The sequence below is a fragment of the Burkholderia sp. Ac-20349 genome (assembly GCF_017104865.1).
Lineage (GTDB): Bacteria > Pseudomonadota > Gammaproteobacteria > Burkholderiales > Burkholderiaceae > Burkholderia > Burkholderia aenigmatica.
The window spans coordinates 1-23,098 of the sequence record NZ_JAAGPM010000124.1; the positions used below are offsets into that span (position 1 = coordinate 1).

Sequence of the window (23,098 nt, forward strand, 5' to 3'; positions counted from 1 at the left end):
CTGCCGAATTGCTCAAGCAACTCGGCGGGAATCGCCGGCAGGTCTACCGGTTTGGCTTTCGGTTTGCGAGGCATATAGTCTCCTTCGGAGCATCATATGCCTTGAACACGAAATTACTGACAGGCCCTGTGGCGAAGGACTGAGTGCGATCACGATACGGCGCCGGCTTCCACACTTGCCGGCGCCCCGCTCTTCACCCACACGATCCCAGACATTGAACCGACGACAACGCGATCAGATAAACCGCCGCCCACGCAATGCCCAGCCCTGCGATAACGGCGACGATAACGGTGAAGATACGCGTGATGGGCTTGTGCCAGAACCGGATCGCAACGAACACGCCGGCAGCCAGCAGGAGCCCGATGAGGATCGGGCCGAGCACATTCATTGCAGCGTTATCGGTCGAGTGCCAGCTTTGCGCCGAGCCCCAGCAGGATCGTCCCCATCACCGCGTCGATCGGCTTGCGCAGTTTCGCGTAGCCCGTCTGCACGCGGTTCGTCGAGAACAGCACGGCGATCGTGCAGAACCACGTCACCGATACGGCGACGACCACGGCCAGCGTCGCGCCATGCACCCATGCCGGCGCATGCGCGGGCAGCAGCGTGACGAACAGGCTGCCGAAGAACGCCGCGGCTTTCGGGTTGGTCAGGCCGACCAGCAGCCCTTTCCGGTAGGCATGCACGCCGCCGCGAATGACCGGCTGGCTCGCGGCTTCAGCCTGCTGTGCCGACTGGCGCAGGCCCGACAGCGTCTTGATGCCTAGATAGATCAGGTACGCGGCACCGGCAATGCGAATCGCCTCGTACAGCCACGCAAGCTTCGCGACGATCAGCCCGAGCCCGAAAATCGCCATCGCTGCCCAGACCGCATGCGACGACGCGATGCCCAGTGCAGCCAGCAGGCCCGCTCGGCGATTACCGAGTGCGTGGGACGAAACGGCGATCAGGTCGGGACCGGGGCTGACGCACGCCAGCAACATCACGCCGCCGACTGCGGCGAGTTGGGGAAGATAGCTCATGGCGGTTCGGGAGGATTTGGGTAAAGGGGGAAAGCCGATCTACTCTAGCATGCCAATTATGGGTGCATGCGGAATGGCACGCTCATGGGCGATCGACCAACTGTGAACACGCTTCAATTGGAGCAATTTTTCCATTTCGCCCTCCATAAAGGACACATAACGGCCTATTTACACTGGCGTGCATCGTCTTCCCCTTACACTCCGATCCATCCATTACGCCCCCTGCCTTGTCAACGCACACCCCACCAGACTGCACCAGCCAGATTTCTTTCGACAAGCGGATTTTTCCGACAGACACCTCATAAAAATCCCGCCACCGGCCATCTGCCTGGTCAAAATCGTAGGAATACTGACTCCCTCCCACATAATCTGCTCCCACCGGCAAATACCCTGCAAACGTCACGCCCCCGCCTCGAACCGCATAAACGTTCATTTTGGCGTTAGCCCCCGACCTACCGGGATTTATCATGACCAACTTCGTATCAGTGCCGGTTAGCTCGTTCACAACCCACACACCACCACTGCAACTATCCGAATCATCCAATTTTTGATTCGCTACCCAATCTCCCGCCTTTCCCGCTCCATCACCATCAAACACCATGACTTCCGATCGTGCACGATCACAGACAAAGACAAGCGTCTTTCCACCCGACACAACCGATAGAGACGGGGAAGACGACTGATCCTCTGCAAAAACCTTTCCAATCCCGAAGAAAAGAAGAAAAACAATCAAAAACCGCATCTCTCCTCCAAGGAAAATACAAAAATTACCCATCTACATTGCGAACAAAAAAATACAGCGCTCTGCTCACCGAATCCAGGAGATATCCACCACGAACCTTCTGGAATGACCCACTTCTCCCAAGCCCGTCAAAATTGAAGCTCACACATAGATAACGCTGACGGCGTGCTCTTGCGATGCTCCACTCTGCCAGCGCGGGATTGAATGCCGTTGGCTTGATTCCGCGGTTATTTCCAACAGGCATGGCAGCGGGCAATCGGTAGAGTTTTCCAGCATAGATCAACGCCTGCGTCGACTTCCCTTCCGCGTAGCCGACGTCGGCACGTTCATGTTTGACGAGAAAGCTTGCGTTAAAGCCGGCTGCGTAGTCGCCTCTTGTGACACCTCGTGCGTATGGATGCCCTCGATCGCGACGGACTGAGAAACGGACTGTGCCAGAAGGCAGCTTTTAACCAAGCCCTCGCCCGGAGATGCCGCCCATCCGATGCTGTAAGCGGCCATGACCACGCCAGTCAAACAAATTTTCTTCATCGCGAATCACTCCCACTCAGAGTCGGTGGGTGGAATGACGTCACGCGGGTATGCTGCCTCCCGACGTGGGCTGGGCGGACCGAGATGCGACGCATCGGCGCACGGCGCAAACGACCGCGCCGCCGCCCCCTACCCCCGCGATTTACAGCGGCGGACGCTTCAACTTCACCCAGCGCTGCACCGACGGCCGCTCCCACTGCGCACGCGCATAGTCGGCGAGACGCTGCGGCACCGGATCGTCGTTCAGCACCAGACGATTCAGCATCACCGCCAGGTCGACATCGGCAATGCTCCACTCGCCGAACAGGTTTGCCGCGCCCGGCGCGAGCAGCTTGTCGGCAGCCGCGAACAGCTTCTGTGCGGCGGCCTGCGCCAGGCTCGACAGCGGCTCGCTCGACGGCCCGTAGAACAGCACTTCGGTCGACCGCTCCGTTCGAACCGGCATCAGGTCGCTGCGCAGCCACGCTTGCACCTGTCGTGCGCGTGCGCGCTGGCGCGGCTCGACCGGATAGAGCCGCGTGCCCGGGAAGGTCTCGTCGAGATACTCGGTAATCGCCGACGATTCCGACAGCGCGAAATCGTCGTGCACGAGCGTCGGCACGCGTTGCGTCAGCGAGGTCGCCGCGTAGTCGGGCGCGAAATGCGCGCGGTTGCCGAGATCGACGGTCACCAGTTCGTAAGGCAGCGCTTTTTCCTCAAGCGCAACGAAGACCGACATTGCGTAAGGGCTCGCGTATTGCGTATCTGCGTAGAGGCGGAGATGACCGGTTTGCACTGAAGGCTCCTTGTGGGTACGGATGTTCGCGGCTGCTGGTTGATGCGGTTGTGTGACAGGTTAGCAGCGGCTGGTTTCGTCATGTTTGTGGTTTTGCGTGTGCTGTTGCTACGTGGTCATGCGGCTTCGGGCCAACGATAGCCGATCACTTCGTTCAACGGGTACGCAAGTTCGCGGACTTCTTCCAGTCGATTGCCACCGAGGCGATACACCTGCTCCCCAAACTGCTCAATGCTCCAACCCGTTCGAAATTTCACTTCGACAGCTTGAATGAAACTCATATTCTCGAGCGGGACTTGGCAACTTGCATCATTGCTTGATCGAGATCTGATCGGCTTTGATCCAACGAAGCACATGCTTACCGGATGCGTTGACGTAGTCCACATAGACCCACCCAGCCGGAGATTGCTTCAGTACGGTTACGACATCATTCTGGACGAGATAGGCTCGACTTGCGGTCGCGTCATCGGGGGCTGTGAACAGCGTTGCTTTTGCGACCGATACGATAGCGATCCGGCGTTCGGCATCCGCGTCTTTCGACTCTCGCGCATCAAGAGAGCCGCCGAGGCCTTTCGAAAGCGCCGCTTCGATCAATCGTGCATCACTCGTTGCACTTTTCGTGCGCAAAGCTGCTGCTATCTTTCGATAGGATGCACGATTACTCGACGACAACGGGTCACAACGAAGCACATTGTCGGCCCCAGAATCGTCGCGAAGAACCCAATCCGCCGGATGCCCTGCTTCGATGTAGCGGAGGACGTTACTTGCCGATGGACGATCGCTCTTCAGCATCGTGGAAGTTTGCTCGTCCGTTCCCCATTGAGCAGGCTGACCAGCAGTCCAACCTTGCCCGCAAATTTCACCCGTTTGATCTGAGGTAATGCACCCCGTGCGTACCTCGACGACTGGGCAATATTCCCGGCTCAGGACAGATTCGGGTTTCCCTTGCCCTTGCCATACTGTTCCAGTCTCCACTCGCCCGATGACAACATATTGCCCAGACGGCGAAATGTCCTCGGCTTTCGGCGGCTCAATCTCGGTACCTTCCGTATTCGTTTGGCCGGTACGCGGCAACACACCGAACGTCGTTCCATCGGGGAACACAAATACCGCGCGCTTCCAAGATCGGTTGGACAAAGGTGCCTGAGGGTTCGCAGCATTGCTATAGATCACTGCTGCTCCGCCAGGCAATGCAAGGCGTAGAGTGGACTGCGGTGCTGCGCTTGCAAGACCTGACCAAAGCATGGTCATCGCGAGCATCGTTCCGACATGCGTGACAAGCCTGCACGGGGTGCCTTCCCGAAACAACGGAACACGTGGCTTCGTGAGTTTTAGCGCCGAGTCTTTCAAGATGGCATTGCCAAATGCTTGGACCCAATGTTGTCGGGTGTGCTGCAGCGATGGGATCATGCGGCGTCGGGCCAGCGGTAGCCGATCACTTCGTTCAACGGGTACGCGAGTTCGCGGACTTCTTCCAGCTGGTTGCCGCCGAAGAGATACACCTGTTCGTCGTCGTGACGCAGGTAGAAACCGACATGCCCTTTCCAGCTCGCGGGGTCGTCGCGGGTCAGGATCGCGATGCAGCCATAGACGGGGCGTTCCAACGGACGGCCCCATTCGAGCCACGAACGTGCGAGTGCGGAACCGGTGCCGCGAATGCCGGCGTGCGTCATGCACCAGTTGACGAACGACGAACACCAGGAAATCTTGTCGTCGTAGCCGACCAGGTTCGTCTGGTTGTTGTATTCGACGATGCGCGGGTTGATGCTGCCGGGCGGGTGGCGGCGGATGCCGAGTTCGGCCATCGCGACGGGCATCCACGGCGGATGAGCGGCGTCCGGTTTGCTCTCAGGATTGAATAGGGTCACGTCGTTCTCGGGCGAGTGTGTTGTGCGGTCAATCTTCGCATGAATACGGCAGCGCGACAGCGCCCTTTCGGCTTGTGATTGCCTTTCAGTCCGTGCCGGTCGTATCGCTTTTACCGTCTACCGGCCTCCGGGTGGTGGGCAGACACGCCCGCCAGATCGACTACCATATGACAAATCCATCCGGTCTCGACCGCCTCATCCGCGCACCATGACGACACCTTCCGACGACTCCGCCTCGCCCGAACTCGACAGCGCATCGGCTCGACCGGATGGGGACACGGAATCGCAGCCGCGCGTCATTACGCTGCCGGCGCACCTGCGCAGCATCCCTGCCTGCGAAGGCGTTCCCGACCTGCTCACCACCTACCTGATCAATATCGGCCTGACGCTGATGTTCGGCACGATGTTCACGGGGTTGCTCGTCAGTCCGTTTTACGACGGCGCCTTTTTCAACAAAGGCTTCATCGTGTTCGTCCTGTGGCTCGTGCTGCTGGGCGTGCTCGCGTGGGCCGTGAAGATTTTCATTCGTGGCGCGAGACATGCCGGCGCCTGGTTCGAGGTCGACTCGACCGGCTTTCGTTATGGCCTCGGCACGCGTCCGGAACCGGCCGCCATCCCGAAAGAACAGTGCATCGAATGGCGTGAAGCCGTTGCCAACCCCGACCGCACCTATGACGTCGAATACAACACGGCGTCTGGCGTCACCAGGAGCCCCGCGAACTTCCAGTTCTGGCGACGCGCCACGCGCGAACCCGTCGCGGCCTATACGCTGCGCATGAACCTCATCCCGACCGACGCCGACGATGCCATTCGCTGCGCGGGCTTCAAGAATCGTCACGACCTGCTCGTCGCCCTTCTGTGCGGCCTCGCACACCAGGGGCTGCGCTTCAATCGCAATACCTTCATTGCCGCCGGCATTCACCCGGAGACCTGGCAGAAGCTCAGGACGCCGTGGCGCAAGGCCGTCGTCTTTTTCTCCACTCTCGCCGCGCTCGGCCTGCTGGCCTTCTTCATCTGGGGACGCCTCTCGCTGATCTTCTCCTTCGCGATCTGGATCGTTACGTTTTTATATTATTGCGGCGAGGGGAAGCACAACTTCTCTCCGGATATCAAGAACTATCCGCGAGGGCCGATCGTTTTTCGCATCGACGATAGCGAGACGGCCGACGAAAGCGGCCGTTGAAGCAGCGGGCGCACGCAGCGGGCCTGCTCGGGGAAATGCACGCATTCCGTCGCTCACGTGACACCAAGGTGTTGCTCGCTGCCGACCTAGCATTGGAAACACTGGATGCCATTAGTCAACGACTGCCTTCGGACGGGGAGCAATCATTCAAATGACCGTTCCCCGTGATTGCAGGCTGGCAGTTATTGGCCGAAACCGGGCGACCGACTGGAAATCCCCGCCGCCGTGTCCACACAAACCAGCCCCTCAGACTGCAATGTGCTTCTGCATGAATACGCTCAACGGGTCATTTTTGTATTCGCCAAACGGCCCTCGGCGCTGATACCCCGCAGACGCATACAAAGCCAGCGCTTCGTTTTGATAAGGTCCGGTTTCAAGCGTGAGCAACTTGCAACCCAGGTCGATCGCCCGTGCCTCGAGCACGCCGATGAGTTTCCTCGCGACGCCCTGCCCGCGGCCGCACGGGCTGACAAACATCCGCTTCAATTCGCCGAATTCGGGGTTGAGGACAATCGCCCCGCACCCGATTGCGTTGCCCTCGCTGTCCCGCGCAACGGCGAACAGCACATTGGATTGCTTCAGCGACGCGATATCCAGAGCGTGCCGGCTCTCAGGCGGGTACAGGGTGTCCTGGTACGCGTCCAGATCGGCGATAAGGGCAATCACGTCGGGCTGGTCGGGAGACTCGAAAGCGATAGTCATGGCAGACGGAGCTGGGGAAAAAAGAAATTGAAGTACCCGACGACGAAGCAGCACTCGACATCGGTGACGATCCGGTCTTCAACCACTGATTGTCAGCGATGCTTCCGGTGCTGTCGAACCTCTCAAAAATGCGGGCGAATCCGATCGCCCCGTGAGGTCGCCCGACTCAACGACCATCAAGACAATCGCATCCTATTGAACAACCGCATCGACCATCGCCTGCGCTTCGGACACAAACCGTGAATAGCGTCTCTGTTTGGGCAATTGCTGTGCGTAACAGGCTGGCCGCTGCTCCTCAGCCACGTGCCCCGCACTACAAGCGACAATCGCCGGCAACGTCGCATCCCGCCACATGAGATAAACCCGTGTGCCCTGCCTGACCGACACCATCAACGTATTTGGCCCATCCGGCATCCCGTCCTGGCTGTCACCCAGCAGCAACGCCTTCACCACGGCATCAGCCGGCTTTCTCTTCACCGGCAATTCGGCAAACCGATACTCCGCAGCGTCGCCACCGAGCACGTCGGTGTAAAACGTCTCGTTGTCGAAAATCGACGCAACATCATCCGCCGACTTGATCCCCGCATCCGCCGTCGCCACCCAGGCCTTCAAAAGCGGAACAGTCGTCACAACGAGACTCACCTTCCCGTCATTCGACTGCAAGAGCAGTCCATCCGGCCCGGGCGTCATCCCGTTGTCGATGTAGAGGGTATCCACGGTACTCCCCGCCTTCGCGGAAAACCCTTTCGCCCGAACCGTCCCAACAAGCTTAACCAGCCGCGCATTCACCTCGGCCGTGTATTTCTTGTCCAGATCCGCCTGATCTTCCATCCGCGCCGCTGTAACCGCGTCGACGGCTTTCTTCCGATAGGCGAGATAAGAATCGGTAGGCGACGCAATCACCTTCGCCCCCACCGCAGCCACCACCGCGACGAGCACCACCGCCCCCACCCCGATCTTCCACTTGGAAATGCGTTTCATTTTTATAGACGTCACCGAATCCCGCGCAAACATGCAAAAACGGCTGCCGTGAACCCACGGCAGCCGTCCCTCAGAAACGCCCTATTCTAAATCGCGAATCAGACTTTATTCATCCACCTTGAAAGCCGACACCAGCCGGGTCAATTCCGCTGCCTGCTGCTTCAAGCTCGCCGCCGCCGCCGCGCTTTCTTCCACCAACGCCGCATTCTGCTGCGTCATCTGATCGAGCGACTGCACCGCATCGCCGATCTGATCGATACCGGCACTCTGCTCCAGGCTCGCCTCGGCGATCTCGCTCATCATCGCGCTGACACCTTGAACCTGCGAGACAACGTCGCTCATCACCTTCCCGGCTTCCGTAACCAGCCGCGACCCAGTATTCACCGTACCCGCGCTATGCTCGATCAGCGCCTTGATCTCCTTCGCCGCCTGCGCGCTGCGCTGCGCCAGATTCCGCACTTCCGAAGCCACCACCGCAAACCCGCGCCCCTGCTCCCCGGCCCGCGCCGCTTCCACAGCCGCATTCAACGCGAGAATATTCGTCTGGAACGAGATGCTGTCGATCATCACAATGATCTCGGAGATCCGCTGCGACGCGTCGCTGATCTGCTCCATCGTCGTCACGACTTCACCCACCACCTGCCCGCCGCGCGCCGCCGTATCGGAAGCGCCATTGATCATCTTGGCGGCCGTCGTCGCCGTCTCGGTGTTGTTCCGCACCACGGCCGTAATCTCTTCCATCGACGAAGCCGTGCGCTCCAGGTTGCTCGACTGTCCTTCCGTACGTTCACTGAGGTCCGCATTCCCCGTCGCAATCTGCGCCGACCCGGTCGCAATCGACGCGGACGCCGCGCGAATGCTATGCACCAACGTCGAAAGCGACGACACGAACCGGTTGAACGCATCTGACAACTGCCCGATCTCGTCCTGGCTCTCGACCGTCATCCGGCGCGTCAGGTCGCCCTGGCCGCTGGCGATCTCCGACAGCAGCGTCGCCGCGCGACGAATCGGCGCGGCAATCGCGCGACCCACCAGCCAGATCACAAGCAGTGCGACACCGAGGCCCACCACCGCCGCAACCAACGCAGCGCTGCGGATCGCACGCGTCACCGGCCCGAGCAGCTCGGCCTGCGGCACCTCAACGACCACATACGCATTCAACTCCGGAATAAACGACGTCGCGATGAAACGCGCGCCGCCATCGCCGTTGTAGCTCAAGTACGCATACGGCTTACCGCCCAGCAGCGTAGACGACGCATCACCCGGCAACCCCGGCTCATCCTTCATGAAATGCTTGCCATCGATCAGCGCCGAATCGCGATGCATCATGATCGCGCCATCAGGACGCACGAGATACGCGAACCCGGTCTCACCAATCCGATACGCAGCAATGCCCTTCGCGAGCGCATCGACGGACAGGCTCATGCACGCCGCGCCAATCGGCACACCGTCGAGCTCAACACGGCTGTTGATGAACATCATGTAGCCGCCGACCGTCACCTCGCGGTCCATGTTCACGTCGAACGCCTTGCCGGACGACAGGAAGCCGGTCAGCCACTGATCCTGGTCGGTCACCTTCCGCTGCAGGCCCGATTCGTTGTAGTAGTTGCCGCTCTTCACGGACACCCACTGCACCGACGCGGCCTTCTGCTCGTCCTTCACGTTCTTCGCGAGCTGGATCCAGTTGCGCGTGCCGGCGTCGGGCTCGCCGTCGGCTTCCCATTGCAGCAGGAACGCATCGCGCGCGAGAATCCGCGACGCGGCGATCGGCCCGGCCATCTGCCGCTGCACGTCGGCGCGGATGCCGTTCACGGCCGTCGGCAGCTCTTCGCGGACGACGCGATCGCGCACCGCGTTGCCGATCAGACGGAGGCTGAGTCCGCTCGAGATCGCGACGAACACGAGCAGGCAACTCGTCATGCTGAGAATCAGCTTGTTCTGTATGGAAAGCTTGCGCCAGAAATGCATGGGGAACCCTCGATAACCGCTCGGTCTGAGCCAGTTTGGGTTATCGGCACGCACGCGCAGAACCGCATCGCTGATTTCAGATGTTCATCATGCGAGATTCGTTATGTTGTTGTCAGGCGGGCGTTCGACAGACGCTTCAGCTAACGTTGTTGCCCGGTGGAATGCCGTTCAATCTCTAGTTGTTGAGCACCTGGGGGCGCCGACGACGAGGCATTGCCGCCAACCGACTGAAGCGTGATCCTGTATTCGTACACGGCCACGGCAAGCTTGAAGCCGACCGCGACCGTAACAGTCAAAACCAGGAACGATGCTGCGGCCATCTGCAGCAGTGAGAACAGCGCATCATTCGGAAACGCCGCATCAACTTCGTCGAGCAATTGTGCCAGTTCCTCGCGGCCGCCACCTTCAATGGTCAGCAACACTGGACGCAAGCGGTCCAGCATCGCCGTCACAGCGGCGTGCCGCTGAATGGCGTCGGTTTCTTTCTCGATGATCTCGACCATCTGGCTCACCGACGGCCGGGATGTACACGCGTCCGCAGTCACGCCAAGACGGCAGGTCTGCTCAGTCAATTCCTGAATTTTCGCGAGATCCGTATCGACCGATACGGCAGCCGGCCGCAGGAATCGCGTATCGAACGAGTAGTAGGAAGTCACCAGCGAAAACGCGGCACCCAGTACCGACATCGCCGCGAATATCTCCCCGATCATCTTGTACAAAGCGCGCTTCTTCTCAACCTGGCTCTTGAGCTGACGCTTCACATCATCAGGAGCATCCTTCCTCAGAGCACCCAATTTCGCATGTGCCGCCATCAAGGACTGATGGCGCAGCGTTCCGATCAACGCAACATAACCGCAAGCCCACGGCAGCGGTATCCAGCGCCACTGCCTCCACCACGAGTATGTGTTATGACTTGCCATCCATGGCCCCAGCCAGAAATGGCACACCAATGTGATCACCACCGTGAATACGATCGTCTGGATGATCAGGAACCTCGGCGACAAGTCCGCTGTCGACGCGCGCATCAACAGTTCGGCAAAGGCTTGAGCACCGCTCTTCACGGTCCGATCGGCAACGCCCTCCAAATTATTCTCGGTCGACATCGACGCATTCCCTCAGATTCAAATTTTGTGTGGGCGCCAGCAACTCAATCAATACGCAACGAAGATCGTCACCCGCCGGTTGCGCGCCCGCGCGGCCGCATCGTCACCCGCAACGAGCGGCTGCGTATCGGCCCGCCCGATCGCCGCGAGCCGGTGCGGTGCGATACCGCGCTCGGCCAGGTAGCGCACAACACTCCCCGCACGCGCCGACGACAGCTCCCAGTTCGATTCGTATTTCGCGTTCGCGATCGGCACGCTGTCGGTATGCCCTTCGACGAGAATGTCGCCGGTCGCGTGATCGCTCAGTGCCTGCGCGATCTGGTTCAGCACCGGCGACGAATCGGGCAGCAAGCGTGCATCACCGACATTGAACAGGATCTTCGCGTCGATGCCGATCTCGACGCCATGCGGCGCTTTTACGAGCGAGATCCGGCCGTTCGACTTCAACGAATCGAGTAATGCGAGCCACGGCGGTGAGTGCTCAGGCGTCACGGCAGCGGCAGCGGATGCGCTCGCCGCGCTTTCGGCATGCCGCGCGAGCGTCTGGTACCGCGCGTCGAGCGCGTTGTATTTCGCGAGCTGGAGCACATACAGCGCGAGAAACAGCACCATCAGCGTCGTGATGAGATCCGCGTACGAAATCAGCCAGCGGCCGGATTGCGCGCCGTCGAGTTCGTCGTCGTCGCGATCGGCAGCGGAAGCGCCGTCAGTTCGAGCAGTCATGCGGTCGGAATTCCGGGTTCGTCGTTCGACACACGCCCATCACGCGAGCGACTCGGCCGCGCGCCCGCGCACGTCGCCAGTCAGGCGCGTTTCGATCGTATGCGGCGATTCCTTGCGCGAAATCGCCAGCAAGCCGTCGAGATACAGCTTGCGAAACCGCAGCTCGCTGTCGATCTGCGCGCGCAGCTTGCCGTACAGCGGCAGGAACACGAGGTTAGCGAACGCCAGCCCATACAGCGTCGCGATGAACGCAACCGCGATACCTGGCCCGAGCTGCGCCGGTTCGAGAATATGGCTCGTCACCTGCACGAGCCCGAGCACCGAGCCGAGAATGCCGAACGTCGGCGCATAGCCGCCGGCCTGCTGCCACACGCGCGCGGCAGCCAGGCGGCTGCGTTCGTAGGCATCGAGTTCGCGCTGCAAGGCGTCCTCGAGCACCGCGGTCGATACGCCGTTCGCCAGCAGTTCGAGCCCGCGGCGCGCGAACGGATGGATGCCGCTCACGTCCATCGATTCGAACACGAGCAGCCCGTCGAGCTTCGCGCGGTCGCCCCATTCGAGCAGGTCGGACAGGTTCTTGCGATCGACTTCGCGCGCCCGCACGAACGCGAGCCGCAACTGCTTCACCGCGTCGAAGAAGCGCGCCCAGGTGTTCTGGATCATCACCGCGCCGAGCGTGCCGCCGAGCACGATGACGAGCGCCTCGAACTGGAACAGCATCGAGAAATGCCCACCTTCCAGCGCGAAACCGAACACGATCGCCGCACCGCCCAGCACTACACCGGCCAGGGTCAACAGATCCATGCGCGCCCCCTTGTCATGCATCCGATGCCGACGCGACGGGCGCGGCGCCCGCCGCCGGCGCCTTCGCCGCGCGAACGGCATCCAGCACGCGCCGCTCGATGTCCTCGATCTCGACCGGATCGAGCTTGAGCTCGCGACGCATCACCCACGACACCTCGTTGCGTCGAGCCTCGGTCATCACGGAAAACAGCTTGTCGGCCACCGCGCGATCGTCGAGATTCGCGATCAGCTTCGCGAGATCGTAGGTATCGAACGCGCTGACGACGTCGAACAGCGTGCGCGAGTCGATCCACACGAGATCCGCCAGCGCGCGCACGTCGCCGCCGCGACGCGCATTGCGCCGCGAGAAGTACGCGACACCCTTCTGCTCGACGTAACTGAGCACCTTCGATTTGCGGAACGCGAACACCTCTTCGGCGATCTCGCCGTTCGACAGTTTGTTGAGCAGCATGGTCTTCTCGACGCCGATCAGCGACTCGAGATCGGCCAGCTCGATGAGTTCGAGTTCGCTGTTGATCGACAGGTCGAGATCGTGATCGGCAACCTGCTGCGCGCGATCGATCACGCGCGCGGCGTCGAACGTGACGACCTGGCGCGCATCGGACGACGCCGCATAGTCGGTTGCCGCGCCGGCGTGATCCGCTTGCGCGGCTTCGATCGTGACGAGATTGAGCTTCTCCATGCGTCGCAGCATCGCGAGCACGTGCGGCCGCGAGTGGCCGGCAATCGCGCGGCATTTGCGGATCACGTCGGCGAGCGGCACCGAGGTTTCGGCCGCATGGGCCTGCATCGGCCGGCGCGTCCATGCGTCGCCGCCCTCGCGCGCATCGGCGCCCGCCATCAGCGCCAGCACATGCGCGTACGACAGCACGCCGGGCATGAAGTCGGCGTGCGTATAGGTAGCGAGCTGGTCGTCCTTGCGCTTCACGCGACGGATCATCGTCCGCACGATGTGACGCAGCAGCGCCGACACGCGCTCGATTTCCTCGTCGAGCGTGCCGGCCGGCACGACCGTGAGCTGACAGAATGAAAGCGCCTTCGCGGTTTGGGCACGCGGCTCGGCCCCGAGCAGCGCCGACTCACCGAAGAACTCGCCACGTCCGAGCGTCGCGACGACGACACGCTTGTCGTCGCAGCGCGTGGACAGCTCGACCTTGCCGTCGGTGATCAGAAAGATGACGGGCTCGCCGGCGAACCCCTCGGAATAAATGATTTCCCCGGGCGCCGCCGTACGCGTCCACGATTGCTGACGATTCAAGTCGATTCCCCTGCTGCGCTGAATGTTGCGGACCGCGCGTCGCACGTCGAAAGCATGCGATCACGAGTCATCCCCGTGACCCGTTTACGTCATCGGGCTCAACATCCTTTAGGGAATTCGTCCTCGTTTCGATGCGAAATCAAGGTAAAACGTTTGCGGGTCGCGCAGCCACACCAGAAAGTTCGTCTTTATGCGTGTTCGTGTAGTGCAATTGAAAGCGCCACGCCACCCCGTTCGTCAAAACTCCATGTCGAGTTCGTCGATGTCTTCGTGCTCCGCCTTCGCGGCCTCGATCCACTCCGCGACGAACGGATGCGCGAGCACCCGCATGCAGTACTCGGCCACATCGGGCTCGAGTTTCACGTCGTAGGTCAGGAAGCGCGTGACGACCGGCGCATACATCGCATCGGCGATGCCAATCTCCGCGCCGAACAGCCAGGGGCCGCCGTACGCGGCCAGGCACTCGCGCCAGATCGTCACGATCCGCTGGATGTCGTGCTGCGCGCGCGACCAGATCCGGAAGCCGGGGAAATGCGCGCGCAGGTTCATCGGCAACGCGGATCGCAATGCGCTGAAGCCGGAATGCATCTCGCCGCAGATCGACCGGCAATGTGCGCGGGCCTGCCGGTCTTCGGGCAGCAGCCGCGCCTGTGGCCGGATCTCGTTCAGGTATTCGGCGATCGCGAGGGTGTCCCACACCGTGTTGCCGTCGTGCGTCAGGCACGGCACGAGAATCGACGGCGACAGCAGCAGCAGCTCCGCGCGCGACGCGGCATCGATCGGCACGCTGACCGTCTCGAACACGAGCCCGCTCAGCTTCGCAAGCAGCCAGCCGCGCATCGACCACGACGAGTAATTGCGGCTGCTGATGGTCAGCGTCGTCTGTCCGGTGACTTCCATGTCGCTCCCCTGTCCAAAGCCGTTCGTGCCCCTGCACCGAAAACGGACGCCGCGTGGCGTCACCCGCACCATGCCGGTGCGGCGCATTCGCCAAACTGGCGCAGCGCCGCACACTGTCGCGGCACGTGCCGCCCGCCAGATCGGCGCGGCCATGCATCGGGTGCGGCTGCCGGTTGTCGCGTGCGGCCTGCGTCGCCGCGTTCCCGAACCGCGTGCAACGCGCGTGCCAGCCGCGGGCTGGCACATCGCTTGCCTCGTTCCATGCAACGCGGCACAACGAGCGACGGCCATGAATCTGCTTGCCTATCCGTTCTATCAATGGTCTGCCGAATGCGTGCGTCCGGCGCGCGCATGGGCCGTCGCCGCGCGCGCGACGATGTCGCTGTGGCCGCCCGCCACCGCGACGCCGACCGGCCGCATGCTCGACGCGCTGTGCGAACTGCTCGAATGCTGCGCGTTCTCGCATCGGCGTCCGCCGTTCGGCATCGCGTCGATCGTCGTCGACGGCGAAACGGTGCCAATCGTCGAGGAAGCCGCCGCGGCCACGCCATTCGGCACGCTGCTGCATTTCCGCAAGGCGCTGCCGGTTGCGCGCCAGCCGCGCGTGCTGATCGTAGCTCCTATGTCCGGGCATTTCGCGACGCTGTTGCGCGGCACCGTGCACACGATGCTGGCCGACCACGACGTGTACATCACCGACTGGCACAACCCGCGCGACATCCCGCTGATGGCCGGACGGTTCGGCTTCGACGAATACGTCGCGCACGTGATCGACTTCATCCGCCAGATCGGGCCGGACGCGCATGTGCTCGCGATCTGCCAGCCGACCGTCGCCGCGCTCGCGGCGGTCGCGCTGATGGCCGCCGGCGGCGATCCGGCGCAGCCCGCGAGCCTGACGCTGATGGCCGGGCCGATCGACTGCCGCGTGAATCCGACAAAGGTCAACGCGCTCGCGACGAGCCAGCCGATCGAATGGTTCGCGCGCAACCTGATCAGCGTCGTGCCGGCGGGCTTCGTCGGTGCGCAGCGCTGCGTGTATCCGGGCTTCGTGCAGGTCGGCGCGTTCATGTCGATGAATCCGGATCGCCATGCGGCGTCGTTTGCCGACCTGTATTACGAGCGCGCGAAAGGCGATCCGGCGAAAGCCGACACGCTGCGGCACTTCTACGACGAATACTTCGCGACCGCCGATCTCACCGCGGAGTTCTATCTGGAGACGGTCGAGAAGGTGTTCCAGCAATACGCGCTCGCACGCGGCGAGCTGACGGTCGGTGACCGGCTCGTCGAGCCTGCGGCGATTCATCGCACCGCGCTGCTGACGATCGAAGGCGAGAAGGACGACATCTGCGCGGTCGGCCAGACGGTGGCCGCGCAGGAACTGTGTTCGGGGTTGCCGCCGTACCTGAAGACGCACCACGTGCAGACGGGGGCAGGCCACTACGGTGTGTTCAACGGCAGCCGCTGGGAAACGCAAATCTATCCGATCGTGCGCGCGACGATCCACGACAACGAGCCGTACGATCGCACCGCGGGTGCGGAAGGCGAAGCGGACGGCACGCACTACGTGACGCTGCGCGCGCTGCTCGATGCCCGCGCAGCGGCGCACGATGCGGCAACCGACACGCAATCGCATCACGCCCACTGAAGCCATACGGCACTGAAAATGAAACGCCCCGCCATTAATGGCGGGGCGCGGGTTGCTGCGGCGTGCGGACGACGCGTGAGGAAGCGGCCTCGTGCGTCAGCCGGTATTACGAACAGACCTTGCCGTGCGACGCGTGGTAGCCCTTCGCCTTCGCATCGGCTTCCGACATGTAGCTACCGTGCTTCGTCTTGCCGTAGTACTTGTCGGTCGAGCAGTGATAGACCTTCGTGCTGTCGTTGGCCCACACTTTGCCCGCGCCGCCGCCCGGCGCTGCGGTCGTCGCGGCCGCGCTCTTCGCCGGCGCGGTGCCGGATGCCGGAGCAGCGGAAGCCGCCATGGCCGGCGCTGCGGCCGGTGCGCTCGCGGCTGCCGCCGACGACGCGCCGTACCAGGTCTTCACACCCTTGTGGCCCGCGCATGCGCCCTTCTTCGATGCGCCCGAGTAGAACGAGCCGTCCTTGCACAGACCGGTCGTGCCGGCCGGCGCGCTGGCCGGAACCTGCGCGAACGCACCGATCGACATACCCATGCCGGCGACCAGCGCGGCGATCAACATCGTCTTTTTCATAGTCCTCTCCTGATTTGCCTGAATGAAGAATGCGTTCCGGGTATCCCCGGGAAAGTCACGGTTACCGCACCCAGCGGCACACGCGATGGTGGTGATGATCGACGTGGCACACACGGTGCGAATGCGCTTCGGCCAGTGCCGGAGCAAGAACGGCACATGCGACTGCGGCGGCCGTCAGGATCTTCGCGATGCGCTTCATGAAACTCTCCCGGGTAGGTCAACCGGTGATCCGGCTGGTACCTCCTTAACGCCGGTCGTCGACAAGCCGTGCACCGCGTCCACGCGCAATTGACGATCTTTGACATCGCAGCGCGGTCAACGCATCGAAGCTGACGAATGTCTTTCTTTTCTTTCCGGATCTTCAGCTTCGCGACTATTCGGAATTCGAAAGAATGTGACGAAGGGGCACGCGGATCGCCGGGGCGAGCGGCGCACACGGCGGCTTTCGTGGAACGCGCAACAAAAAACCGCCCGAAGGCGGTTTATCGCAAGTGGACGAATGACGCCCGTCGGAAAATCATCAAGCTAAGCCCCGGCCTCCCCCCCACGGCGTCGACGGCGGCAGGGCGCACGCTCCTTCGTCGAAAGGATCCCGCGTGGCAAGCATCTAGCGTCCCGGGCAATCCGCGACGCCGCCAGCCGGCTTACTTCAACCGTCCTGACAGGAACTGCCCGAGCCGTTCGCTTTTCGGATTCACGAGAATGTCCTGCGGATTCCCTTCCTCCTCGATCTTCCCCTGATGCAGAAAGATCACGTGATTCGACACGTTGCGCGCGAAGCCCATCTCGTGCGTGACGACGACCATCGTGCGGCCTTCCTCGGCCAGCTTCTGCATCACCTTCAGCACTTCGCCGACGAGCTCCGGATCGAGCGCCGACGTCGGCTCGTCGAACAGCATCACTTCCGGCTCCATCGCGAGCGCACGCGCGATCGCGACGCGCTGCTGCTGGCCGCCCGACAGGTGCGACGGATACATGCCCTCGACGCGCGACGCGAGGCCGACCTTCTCGAGATACTTGCGCGCCCGCGCGATCGCTTCGTCCTTGCTGACGCCGAGCACGGCCATCGGCGCTTCGATCACGTTCTCGAGCACCGTCATGTGTGCCCACAGGTTGAAGTGCTGGAACACCATCGACAGCTTGGTGCGCATCCGCTGCAGCTGCTTCTGGTCGGTCACGCGCAGCGAGCCGTTGCGGTCGCGGGTGGTCTGGATCGGCTCGCTGCCGATCGTGATCTGCCCCGAGCACGGTTGCTCGAGGAAGTTGATGCAGCGCAGGAACGTGCTCTTGCCGGAGCCGCTCGAGCCGATGATGCTGATCACGTCGCCGGCCTTCGCCTTCATCGACACGCCCTTCAACACCTCGTTGTCGCCGAACTTCTTGTGCAGGTTGTCAACGGTGAGCTTGTACATGCTTGGTCCTTCCTTGCGAATCTTGCGAAAGCGTTAATGGCCGCGGGGCGAGAGGTACGCGAGCCAGCGCGTCTCGAGCTTGCGGAACGCCCAGATGAGCGTGAACACGACGATGGCGTACAGCACGGCCGCGATGCCGTAGGCCTGGAACGACATGTACGTTGCCGAATTGACGTCGCGCGTGACCTTCAGGATGTCGGGCACGGTCGCGGTGAACGCGAGGGTCGTCGCGTGCAGCATCAGGATCACTTCGTTGCTGTAGCTCGGCAGCGAGCGGCGCAGCGCGGACGGCAGGATGATCCGCGTATAGAGCTTGAAGCGCGACATCCCGTAAGCCATGCCGGCCTCGATCTCGCCGGCCGACGTCGCCTTGATCGCGCCCGCGAAGATCTCCGTCGCATACGCGCATTCGTTCAGCACGAACGCGAGCAGCGTGCAGTTCATCGCGTTGCGGAAGAACGTGTCGAGCAGCACGTGGTTGTGCACGACCTGCAGGCTGTAGATGCCCGTGTAGCACATCAGCAGCTGCACGTAGAGCGGCGTGCCGCGGAACACGTACGTATAGAGCCACACCGGGCCGGAGATCCAGCGGTTCGACGACGCGCGCGCGATCGCGAGCGGCACGGCGAGCGCGAAGCCCAGCGCGATCGACACGACCAGCAGCCACAGCGTGATCGCGAGGCCGCTGAAGCGGTAGCCGTCGGTGTAGAGATAGCTTTGCCAGTACTGGCTGACGAGTTCGATCACAGTGCGAGCCTCCGGACGCCAACGGAATAACGCTTCTCGAGGCGATGCAGCACGACGTTGGACACCGTCGTGATCGCGAGGTAGATCGCGCCTGCAGCCAGCGTGAAGAAGAAGAAATCGAGCGTGCTCTTGCCCGCGTCCTGCGACGCCTTGACGACGTCGGCGAGGCCGATGATCGACACCAGCGCGGTGGCTTTCACGAGCACCTGCCAGTTGTTGCCGATCCCGGGCAACGCGAAGCGCATCATCTGCGGGAACAGGATGCGGTGGAACACGCGCCAGCCGCTCATCCCGTACGCGAAGCCCGCTTCGAGCTGGCCGCGCGGCACTGCGAGGAACGCGCCACGGAACGTCTCGGTGAAGTACGCGCCGTAGATGAAGCCGAGCGTGATGACGCCCGCCACGAACGGATCGATGTCGATCTGGTCCCAGCCGAGCATGTCGGTGAAGTTGTTCAGCAGGATCTGGATCCCGTAGAACAGCAGCAGCATCAGCACGAGGTCCGGCACCGCACGGATCAGCGTCGTGTAGAAGGTGCCGATCGCCTTGAGCACGCGGTTGGTCGACAGTTTCGCGCTCGCGCCGACGAGGCCCAGCACGAGCGACGCGGCAAGCGACAGCACCGCGAGCTTCACGGTTTCCACCGTGCCGGCCCACAGCAGCGGACCAAATCCTTGGAAGATCATATGAGGGATCCAGAACGAGGTGGCTGGATTTTCGACAGCCATTAACCCCGCATCAAACGATATCTGCGCACTACCTGATGCAACCTGCTCATCAAGTCGGACGCATCACGCGAAGCGGGTTGCACCCACAACAGGCGCGGCGCGCGCCACAGCCGGTGCGCGCCGCATGGACGATCAGCCGCCGTAGACGTCGAACGCGAAGTACTTCTTCTCGAGCTTCTTGTACGTGCCGTCCTTGATGATGTCGGCGATCGCATGGTCGATCTTCGCCTTCAGGTCGGCGTCGTCCTTGCGCAGGCCGATGCCGGCGCCGTTGCCGAGCGTCTTCGGATCGTCGATGTCCTTGCCGGCGAATTCGAAATTCGCGCCGCGCGGCGTCTTCAGGAAGCCGATGTCGGCCTGCACCGCGTCCTGCAGCGCTGCGTCGAGGCGGCCCGACATCAGGTCCTGGTACACGCCGTCCTGGTTCTGGTAAGGCACGACCTGTACGCCCTTCGGCGCCCAGTACGCCTTCGCGTAGGTTTCCTGGATGGTGCCCTGCTCGACGCCGACCGACTTGCCCTTCAGCGATTCGGCCGTCGGCTGCAGGTTCGCGCCCTTCTTCGTGACGAGGCGCGTCGGCGTGTTGAACAGCTTGTCGGAGAACGCGATCTGCTCGGCACGCGCCGGCGTCATCGACATCGACGACAGCACGCCGTCGAACTTCTTCGCCTTCAGCGCGGGAATCATCCCGTCGAAGTCGTTCTCGATCCACACGCATTTCGCCTTCAGGCGGGCGCAGATCTCGTTGCCGAGATCGACGTCGAAGCCGACGACCTTGCCGCTTGCGTCCTTCGATTCGAACGGCGGATAGCTGGCGTCGACGCCGAACCGGATCGTCGACCAATCCTTGGCGTGGGCACCGACCGCGATGCAGGCAAGGGCAATACTGAGCGCGAGTTTCTTCATGGCGTTCCTGTCAGAGGCGAACTGGGCGGGGTCCCGTCGGGCGGCGCCGCCGTGAACCCTTCCAACCCGGAGACCGCCCCTTTCGGCGACACCCCAAGTTGTACATACAACTTTGCCTTTTCTGCAGGTTCGCCAGCAATCCGTGTTTATCTCTAGTTGTCGGCGGATTGTTTCGACAATGTGATTTTTCCTTAAATTTCAATTAATTACGAATTACGCCAAGCTAAACAACAGCTTTCTTCAGGCGTACATGCGCCGCCATGTGCCGGCTTTCACTTGTCTAGACCTGGCTACACCGCGGCGCGTGGCCCATCCGCCATCCCGACCGTTTCCAGACCGACCAGCCGGTAGCCAAATTGCAGCTCCGTCAGCAGGTGCCGCGGGCGCGCCGGCACCGGTTCGAGCTTCTGCCGCAGGTTCGTCATGTACACACGCACGTAGTGCGCGCGCTCCGCGTCGTGGATGCCCCAGACCTCCGCCAGCAATTGCCGCGCGGCAATCACACCGCCGCGCGCGCGAATCAGCGCGGCGAGCAGCCGGAATTCGAGGCGCGTCAGATGAACCGGCTCGCCGCCACGCGCGACTTCGTGCTTGCCGAGATCGACCGTCACGTCGCCGAACCGCACGATCGACGACGATTGCCCGTCGGCCGACACGAACGCCGCGCGCCGCAACTGCGCGCGCGCCCGCGCGAGCAGTTCGGGCACGCCGAACGGCTTCGGCAGGTAATCGTCCGCGCCCGCGTCGAGCGCCGCGACCTTCTCCACTTCCTGCTGTCGCGCCGACAACACGATCACCGGCACCGTCGACCACTCGCGCAGCTCGCGGATGAACGTCTTGCCGTCATCGTCCGGCAGCCCGAGATCGACGATCACGAGATCGGGCTTGCTGCTCGACGCATACATCCGCGCCTCGCGGGCCGTCGACGCCTCGCAGGTGTCGAGCCCTTCCTGTTCCAGCGCCATCCGCACGAAACGGCGAATGTCCGATTCGTCCTCGACGATAAGTACGCGCGATCTGATCATGTCCGGCTCTCGTGTTCGATATCGGGCGGCGCGCCCAGGGGCAGACGAATCTCGAACCGCGCGCCGTGCGGATCGAGCGGCACCGCGCGGATCGAGCCGCCGTGCGCGTTGACGATGCTGCGGCACAGCGCGAGCCCGAGCCCGACGCCGCTGATGGACGATTCCTTGCGTTCGCGCTCGAACGGCTCGAACAGCGGTTCGGTGTTGCGCGCGACGAAGCCGGGCCCGTCGTCCTCGACGAACACGTACAGCGTTTCGCCGAACACGCGAGCCCGCACGGCCACGGCCGCGTCAGTGCCCGCATATTTCGACGCGTTGTCGAGCAGGTTCATCAGCACGCGCTCGATCAGCAGCGCGTCGACGTCGATCAGCGGCAGGTCGGCCGGCAGGTCGGCGCTCACGTCGCGGCCGGCCAGCACGCCGGCCGAATGCGCGAGCGCGCTGCCGACGATCTCGTCGAGCATGTGCCACTCGCGATTCAGCCGCACGCCCTCGCTCTGCATCCGCGCGAGATCGAGCAGGTTCACGACGAGCCCGTGCAGCGCCTCGGCCTGGTTGCGAATGCCGTGCGCGAGCGCGGCCGGCTGCCCGTCGGCCAGCCGCTCGGGCCGCTCCAGCGTCTCGGCGAGCCCGCGGATCGCGGTCAGCGGCGTCTTCAGGTCGTGCGACACCGCGGCGAGCAACGCATTGCGCAGCCGCTCGCCTTCGATGCGGACGAGCGTGTGCTGCGCGACGCCGACGTAGTGCACGCGTTCGAGCGCCATCGCGATCGACGAACACAGCGCGTCGATCAGGCGGCGATCGTCGGGGTCGGTGGGGACCGGCTGCGCGTCGCCGAACAGCACGAGCACGCCGCGCACGCGCATCGGCGCCTTCAGCGGCAGGTACTGCGCGGCCGCACGCTCGAACGGCGGCAGCCCGCACCCGGCGCCGCGCGCGTTCTCGTAGGCCCAGCGGGCGATCGGCGCTTCGACGAACCGCGCATGCTGCGCCGGCATCAGATGGTCATCCGCATCCGGCAGCACGAGCGCGACGCGCACGCCGAGCAGCGGCGCGATCGTGCCGGTGCAAATGGATGCGATCTGCTCGGTCTCGATCGCTGCCGACAGGTCGTGTGCGACCCGCGCGAGCGCGGCCGAACGCTTCTCGTTCGCGCGTGCGGCCCGCGCCTCCGCGCGCAGGCGCGCCGCGAGCTGGCCGATCGCAAGCGCGACGGCCAGCATCAGCGCGAACGTGAACACGTATTGCGTATCGGACACCGCGAACGACAGCCTCGGCTCGACGAAGAAGAAGTCGAAGCAGCCGACGCACACGAACGCGGCCCATGCGCCGGCCAGCCGGCCGAGCCGCAGCGCGATCAGCACGACGGTCATCAGGAACAGCATCACGACGTTCGACAGGTCGAACACGCGCAGCAGCGCGCTCGCCGCGAGCGTCGCCAGCGCGCACACGAGCGTGGCGAGCAGCAGCGGCACCGCGTACTGCGACACCCACACGTGCGTGCGCGGTC

At 62.9% G+C, this 23,098-nt stretch carries 24 protein-coding genes and 1 pseudogene; 2 read left to right on the top strand and 23 right to left on the bottom strand.

The genetic code is table 11. The annotated features are described in order from the left end of the window. Nucleotides 1-193: 193 nt before the first annotated feature. From G3N61_RS29865 to G3N61_RS29895, 7 genes and pseudogenes are all read right to left on the bottom strand, one after another. Nucleotides 194-388 (bottom strand): hypothetical protein, encoded by a 195-nt coding sequence (locus G3N61_RS29865; protein ID WP_043177992.1) that lies wholly within the window; start codon nt 386-388, stop codon nt 194-196. Between the two features lie 7 nt (nt 389-395). Further along, nucleotides 396-1,019 carry a LysE family transporter gene (locus G3N61_RS29870; protein ID WP_043177994.1) on the bottom strand — a complete coding sequence of 208 codons (624 nt, stop codon included), beginning with the start codon at nt 1,017-1,019 and terminating at the stop codon, nt 396-398. An 82-nt stretch (nt 1,020-1,101) separates the two neighbouring features. Continuing rightward, nucleotides 1,102-1,794, bottom strand: coding sequence for a hypothetical protein (locus G3N61_RS29875; RefSeq protein ID WP_143331159.1), 693 nt, complete (start codon nt 1,792-1,794; stop codon nt 1,102-1,104). A gap of 640 nt (nt 1,795-2,434) precedes the next feature. Then, nucleotides 2,435-3,067: a glutathione transferase gene (gene yfcF / locus G3N61_RS29880; protein WP_205824229.1), complete on the bottom strand. Its 633-nt coding sequence runs from the start codon at nt 3,065-3,067 to the stop codon at nt 2,435-2,437. 116 nt (nt 3,068-3,183) lie between these two features. Beyond that, nucleotides 3,184-3,285, bottom strand: a pseudogene (locus G3N61_RS29885) (TIGR02594 family protein); the annotation flags it as partial. 91 nt (nt 3,286-3,376) lie between these two features. Beyond that, nucleotides 3,377-4,477: a hypothetical protein gene (locus G3N61_RS29890; protein WP_205824230.1), complete on the bottom strand. Its 1,101-nt coding sequence runs from the start codon at nt 4,475-4,477 to the stop codon at nt 3,377-3,379. Then, nucleotides 4,474-4,884 carry a TIGR02594 family protein gene (locus G3N61_RS29895; RefSeq protein WP_089428115.1) on the bottom strand — a complete coding sequence of 137 codons (411 nt, stop codon included), beginning with the start codon at nt 4,882-4,884 and terminating at the stop codon, nt 4,474-4,476. The genes G3N61_RS29890 and G3N61_RS29895 overlap by 4 nt, the downstream gene beginning before the upstream one ends. A 259-nt stretch (nt 4,885-5,143) precedes the next feature. On the opposite strand from G3N61_RS29895, the gene G3N61_RS29900 reads away from it, so the two are divergent. Then, nucleotides 5,144-6,118, top strand: coding sequence for a hypothetical protein (locus G3N61_RS29900; protein ID WP_205824231.1), 975 nt, complete (start codon nt 5,144-5,146; stop codon nt 6,116-6,118). 246 nt (nt 6,119-6,364) lie between these two features. On the opposite strand, the gene G3N61_RS29905 is transcribed toward G3N61_RS29900, so the two are convergent. The 8 genes from G3N61_RS29905 to G3N61_RS29940 form a co-directional block, all read right to left on the bottom strand. Next, the gene (locus tag G3N61_RS29905; RefSeq protein ID WP_205824232.1) at nt 6,365-6,820 is read right to left on the bottom strand and encodes a GNAT family N-acetyltransferase; all 456 of its coding nucleotides are present in this window, start codon (nt 6,818-6,820) and stop codon (nt 6,365-6,367) included. Between the two features lie 192 nt (nt 6,821-7,012). Beyond that, nucleotides 7,013-7,801: a hypothetical protein gene (locus G3N61_RS29910; protein WP_205824233.1), complete on the bottom strand. Its 789-nt coding sequence runs from the start codon at nt 7,799-7,801 to the stop codon at nt 7,013-7,015. Between the two features lie 105 nt (nt 7,802-7,906). Next, nucleotides 7,907-9,769, bottom strand: a complete 1,863-nt coding sequence (locus G3N61_RS29915) for a methyl-accepting chemotaxis protein (RefSeq protein ID WP_205824234.1) — start codon at nt 9,767-9,769, stop codon at nt 7,907-7,909. A 140-nt stretch (nt 9,770-9,909) separates the two neighbouring features. After that, nucleotides 9,910-10,872: a hypothetical protein gene (locus G3N61_RS29920; protein ID WP_205824235.1), complete on the bottom strand. Its 963-nt coding sequence runs from the start codon at nt 10,870-10,872 to the stop codon at nt 9,910-9,912. A gap of 48 nt (nt 10,873-10,920) precedes the next feature. Next, on the bottom strand, nt 10,921-11,595 hold the full coding sequence (locus tag G3N61_RS29925) for an OmpA family protein (protein ID WP_205824236.1): 675 nt from the start codon (nt 11,593-11,595) through the stop codon (nt 10,921-10,923). Nucleotides 11,596-11,634: 39 nt separating this feature from the next. Next, entirely contained in the window at nt 11,635-12,399 is a 765-nt protein-coding gene (locus G3N61_RS29930; protein WP_205824237.1) for a flagellar motor protein, read from the bottom strand. Nucleotides 12,400-12,412: 13 nt separating this feature from the next. Continuing rightward, nucleotides 12,413-13,657, bottom strand: a complete 1,245-nt coding sequence (locus tag G3N61_RS29935; protein WP_043178021.1) for a cyclic nucleotide-binding domain-containing protein — start codon at nt 13,655-13,657, stop codon at nt 12,413-12,415. Nucleotides 13,658-13,894: 237 nt separating this feature from the next. Then, nucleotides 13,895-14,557: a glutathione S-transferase family protein gene (locus G3N61_RS29940; protein WP_089453484.1), complete on the bottom strand. Its 663-nt coding sequence runs from the start codon at nt 14,555-14,557 to the stop codon at nt 13,895-13,897. A 289-nt stretch (nt 14,558-14,846) separates the two neighbouring features. Between G3N61_RS29940 and phaZ the strand changes: the two genes are divergently transcribed. Then, nucleotides 14,847-16,202: a polyhydroxyalkanoate depolymerase gene (phaZ, locus tag G3N61_RS29945; protein WP_205824238.1), complete on the top strand. Its 1,356-nt coding sequence runs from the start codon at nt 14,847-14,849 to the stop codon at nt 16,200-16,202. 106 nt (nt 16,203-16,308) lie between these two features. Here the strand turns inward: phaZ and G3N61_RS29950 are convergent, their stop codons facing one another. The 8 genes from G3N61_RS29950 to G3N61_RS29985 all read right to left on the bottom strand — a co-directional run. Next, nucleotides 16,309-16,770: a DUF3761 domain-containing protein gene (locus tag G3N61_RS29950; RefSeq protein ID WP_089453486.1), complete on the bottom strand. Its 462-nt coding sequence runs from the start codon at nt 16,768-16,770 to the stop codon at nt 16,309-16,311. Between the two features lie 61 nt (nt 16,771-16,831). After that, nucleotides 16,832-16,969, bottom strand: a complete 138-nt coding sequence (locus G3N61_RS29955; RefSeq protein WP_179258831.1) for an HHHH-motif protein — start codon at nt 16,967-16,969, stop codon at nt 16,832-16,834. 445 nt (nt 16,970-17,414) lie between these two features. Further along, nucleotides 17,415-18,182 carry an ATP-binding cassette domain-containing protein gene (locus tag G3N61_RS29960; RefSeq protein WP_043178030.1) on the bottom strand — a complete coding sequence of 256 codons (768 nt, stop codon included), beginning with the start codon at nt 18,180-18,182 and terminating at the stop codon, nt 17,415-17,417. Nucleotides 18,183-18,215: 33 nt separating this feature from the next. After that, complete coding sequence (locus tag G3N61_RS29965; RefSeq protein WP_043178033.1) at nt 18,216-18,929, bottom strand: ABC transporter permease; 714 nt, start codon at nt 18,927-18,929, stop codon at nt 18,216-18,218. Continuing rightward, nucleotides 18,926-19,615 (bottom strand): ABC transporter permease, encoded by a 690-nt coding sequence (locus tag G3N61_RS29970; protein ID WP_043178036.1) that lies wholly within the window; start codon nt 19,613-19,615, stop codon nt 18,926-18,928. Before G3N61_RS29970 ends, G3N61_RS29965 begins: the two co-directional genes overlap by 4 nt. 174 nt (nt 19,616-19,789) lie before the next feature. After that, nucleotides 19,790-20,563, bottom strand: coding sequence for an ABC transporter substrate-binding protein (locus G3N61_RS29975; protein ID WP_011355971.1), 774 nt, complete (start codon nt 20,561-20,563; stop codon nt 19,790-19,792). A gap of 290 nt (nt 20,564-20,853) precedes the next feature. Further along, nucleotides 20,854-21,588 (bottom strand): response regulator, encoded by a 735-nt coding sequence (locus tag G3N61_RS29980; RefSeq protein ID WP_043178039.1) that lies wholly within the window; start codon nt 21,586-21,588, stop codon nt 20,854-20,856. Beyond that, on the bottom strand, nt 21,585-23,098 hold a 1,514-nt coding region (locus tag G3N61_RS29985), incomplete at its 5' end, for a DUF4118 domain-containing protein (RefSeq protein WP_205824239.1). The genes G3N61_RS29985 and G3N61_RS29980, both read right to left, overlap by 4 nt.